Source organism: Vibrio sp. Y176, from assembly GCF_033438945.1.
In genome coordinates this window covers 1-3,732 of the sequence record NZ_JAWOQS010000034.1, presented here as the reverse complement: position 1 = coordinate 3,732, position 3,732 = coordinate 1, and the positions used below count along the sequence as shown (strand labels likewise).

The window sequence follows — 3,732 nt, the reverse complement described above, 5'->3', positions numbered from 1 at the left end:
ATAGATACAACTTCTGTTTCAGGTGCATAGATTTCTAGCTTGAATTCCATCATTTTCTCCCAAAAAACATAACGCCCAATTAAGGTGTGAAGCGCGCTAACACGACACTTAACTTGACCACCGTAATCACTAAACCTAACTCAAACCAAAAATGCCAAGCGTGCTGAATCACTCTTAAATTGTTTGTTATGTTTTATTTATCACTGTTTTCACATGAAGTTTGTATTTATTGAATACAGACTTCAAAACTTGAAATTCTCGAGTGACGTTTTGTTCATATTCAGCGTGGTCAACTTCATGCGGGCGATATACATATTGCACTGCGCGATACTTACCAATTTGTTCTCGTAGTAGTATTGGATTGAGAGGAGCGACATCATCTGCTGGGTATAACAATTCTAATTTTGCATATTCATTAATTATTCCAGACATCAATTCATCAAACGTACGGTGAAGGTACGACATTCTCTCACGCTCATAATCACTAAACTCAGGATCATGCGGATAATCTTCCATTACTCGATTCGTCAAAATCGTACTCTGTTCTACAGTACAATCTAGCAACTTAAGTAGTGTTTCGTAGTAAGCTGTAAATGAGATAATCTTATTTTGCTTGCGCCACTGCCCACCAACATAAAACGCGACAAAAACACCAGTTATAGTACCTACACCGGCTAAAATTGAGCCAACAGCTGAAACAATATCTGTCCACTTAATACCTGAAAAGAACTCACCGAATGATGTAGTACCCAGCAAAAAACCAAAACAGGTCAATACGATGGAAAACACTGCAACTACACCCGTTCCTGTAACCTTCACTTAATACTCCATACTGTAATTTTAAAACATAACGCCCTGTTAAGGGGTGAGCAACGCAATACAAAAGCCGCCGCATACCACCTTAAACACTAAAACCAACGCATAGTGAAAATGCCACGCGTTGCGAATCCCTCTTGAACAGTTTGTTATGTGATTGGGTTCAACAGTGGCAATATGCCAAAAGTTTCACCCGCCCTAGCTTGATTTTCAATGTCATAAGCTTCATCACTAGACTCTACTACAAGGTATTGATACTCAAGATGTTCATGGATGTATGACTTAGTAAGACCATCCAACTTAAGCTCACCAGAAGCAAATCTTGGTAAGTCTTCTTGTTTCAGGCTAGGAATAACCAAACGATTAGCAACATAAACACAGAACTGATCACCGCTTAATCGTCCGGATGCGTGACTTTGAATACGAGTTATCAAACCAAATTTAACTTTATGGCGATTCTTTTCGATCTGACGACCAGACATACCACAGTAAACTAATTCTTGACCGCGCCAAATGGCATAAACCCCAGCTGCGACTTGAGGAATACCAGAGTTAGACCATTCAGAAAACTTGTATCGTTTTGAGAACATTGATTGTTTCCTCTTAAATCACATAACGCCCTGTTAAGGTGTGAGCAACGCAATACCGATGTTGCCGCATACCACCTTAAACACTAAAAACAACGCATAGTAAAAATGCCACGCGTTGCGAATCACTCTTAAACAGTTTGTTATAAAGATGACTAAACGCTCTCACGCATGGGTAAATCACGCAGCTCTCTATTAATAATTTTGGTTGATATATACGGAGCACCTTGGAACAACATGGCGAAACTGACTAATACCGTGAAACAAGAGACGATTAAACTTGGGTAATTTGGCGACGTAACTATTTGAGATATGCTGTAAGCAAACCATATTATCCCTCCAATAAAACCCGGCAAACCTAGCCCCAAATTATAATATGCATATAGTTTATCAAATTTATCGATAGCAATTTGAAAGTTCTCTTTATGAACATCTTTGAGGTTGGGAAGTAATCGGCTACAACGAATTATGTGCTTAAACGAAACCCGAGTGCCAATGATTTCGTTAAGATCTAGCATCCCGTTTAAGAGAACACGGCTAACTCTCACGCCATGAGTAAGATAAAAAGTTTCTATCTCAATCTCCGAATGCAAATGACGCTTTAGCCTTTCATCTAAACTTTCAATTGATACTGAACGCTCCAATGAATCTAAGCGGCGTTTTCTATGGGTTGAATACGTAGAAAGAATCTTTTCAAAGTTAATGACGATTGATATAGCAATAAACAGAAAAACATAACCATAGTTTCCTGCATCAAGGTAAGCCATTATTGTTTCTGTCACTTAACATGTTCCTCTATCTTTATAACGCCTTGTTAAGGTGTGAGGCACGCAATACCTAAGCTTCCGCATACCACCTTAACCACCAAACCTAACGCATGGTAAAAATGCCACGCGTGCCGAATCACTCTTGAACAATTTGTTATGCTCGTACTCAAAGAAATTGGAGAATTAAGCAAGTGACAAACGCTGGAAGCCCTGCAATAAAGAAAACCAAACCTGTCTGGAAGTTCATTCTATGCTGCTCTCGTTGGTCTTTTTCGAAATCATGACCTTCTACCATTTTGTAAACTTTATCTGTTCTAGAATCATCCATATGCGCTGTTTTACTATATACGCCACCTTCCCACATAAGCTTTGCTAAAACCCAGTTCACGATAACAACGAAGAACAGAAAGTCGACTGGCTGAGTAGTAGCAAAGAAGGGGACAAACTGAGCTAAGAGAATAACAATCAATGCTGCAGCAAGATTGATTAGCACCACTTTCTTCAGTAAATTGAGCAAAATTCCCTCCTAGAGCATAACGCCGCGTTAAGTAGTGAGCAACACTACCACTGAACCTAAACCTTGCCCCCGTAAACACGAAAGCTGATTAAAACCAAAAATGCCACGCGTTGCGAATCTGCCTTAAACGCTTTGTTAGTTGCACAATGCGCACTGAATTTTTTGTTTATTTTCAGTGATATATTCTATGTCATCTAGATAGGCTTGAAGATGACCTTGCTCTATATTTTCAGCAAAGGATTCATTGCCATTTTCGGCTTCACTACGCATGAAGGATACTAAAGCCTGTAATCGCTGAACCATAGCATCAGCTAATTGCTCTCTTTCTAAATAAGTTGCACCGTAACTATCACAGAACAACTTGGCTCTAGCCACCTGCTCTGAGATTGTGCCTAGCTTATCATTGCTGTCAGTTTTAAAAGGAGACCAACAATAAACCGAATATGCTAAATCCCATATTCTTGGTGCTGGGTGCGCCGTGTCGAAGTCAAACACACCAACAACTGTATTTTCGAATAGAGCAACATTGTATGGGGTAAAGTCACCATGACAGATAACCTCGAATGGCTCTCTCGGGACTAACATCCATCGGTGTGCATTAACATCAATTTGCTCCAAGAGTGAAACTGTTGAATCATGTATTTTACGTAATAATTTACCCGCAGACATGAGTGCGTCATTTGTTGCGATTGCGCCAACTAGCGGATAATTGTAGGTATTACCTGCGACAAAACTTAAGATTTCTTGGTTTTGATTAACACCTAGAAACTTTGGGATTTCATCTACCTTTTCTCGCTCAAGATGCTTCAAAATAAGATGAATTGTAGAACTCCATGACTTAAGAGGTCGATAGACGACTTCACCATCTTGATATATTGCAGACTCTCTTCCGCCTGATAATTCTTCCACGATACCTCCCTGTGCAACTAACGCCCTGCTAAGGGGTGAGCAACGCAATACAAAAGCCTCCGCATACCACCTTAAGCACTAAAATCAACGCATAGCAAAAATGCCACGCGTTGCGAATCCCTCTTAAGCAGTTTGT

General features: G+C 39.9%; 5 protein-coding genes. All 5 read right to left on the bottom strand.

Going from position 1 to position 3,732, the window contains the following annotated elements; translation table 11 throughout:
• Window positions 1-186: 186 nt before the first annotated feature.
• Window positions 187-819, bottom strand: a complete 633-nt coding sequence (locus R7O13_RS23735; protein ID WP_086483348.1) for a hypothetical protein — start codon at window positions 817-819, stop codon at window positions 187-189.
• A 146-nt stretch (window positions 820-965) separates the two neighbouring features.
• The gene (locus tag R7O13_RS23725) at window positions 966-1,406 is read right to left on the bottom strand and encodes a hypothetical protein (RefSeq protein WP_318304800.1); all 441 of its coding nucleotides are present in this window, start codon (window positions 1,404-1,406) and stop codon (window positions 966-968) included.
• A 152-nt stretch (window positions 1,407-1,558) separates the two neighbouring features.
• Window positions 1,559-2,185: a hypothetical protein gene (locus R7O13_RS23720; protein WP_025510797.1), complete on the bottom strand. Its 627-nt coding sequence runs from the start codon at window positions 2,183-2,185 to the stop codon at window positions 1,559-1,561.
• A gap of 151 nt (window positions 2,186-2,336) precedes the next feature.
• Window positions 2,337-2,687 (bottom strand): hypothetical protein, encoded by a 351-nt coding sequence (locus R7O13_RS23715; RefSeq protein WP_031781288.1) that lies wholly within the window; start codon window positions 2,685-2,687, stop codon window positions 2,337-2,339.
• Window positions 2,688-2,822: 135 nt separating this feature from the next.
• On the bottom strand, window positions 2,823-3,596 hold the full coding sequence (locus R7O13_RS23710; RefSeq protein ID WP_318304799.1) for an aminoglycoside phosphotransferase family protein: 774 nt from the start codon (window positions 3,594-3,596) through the stop codon (window positions 2,823-2,825).
• Window positions 3,597-3,732 lie beyond the last annotated feature (136 nt).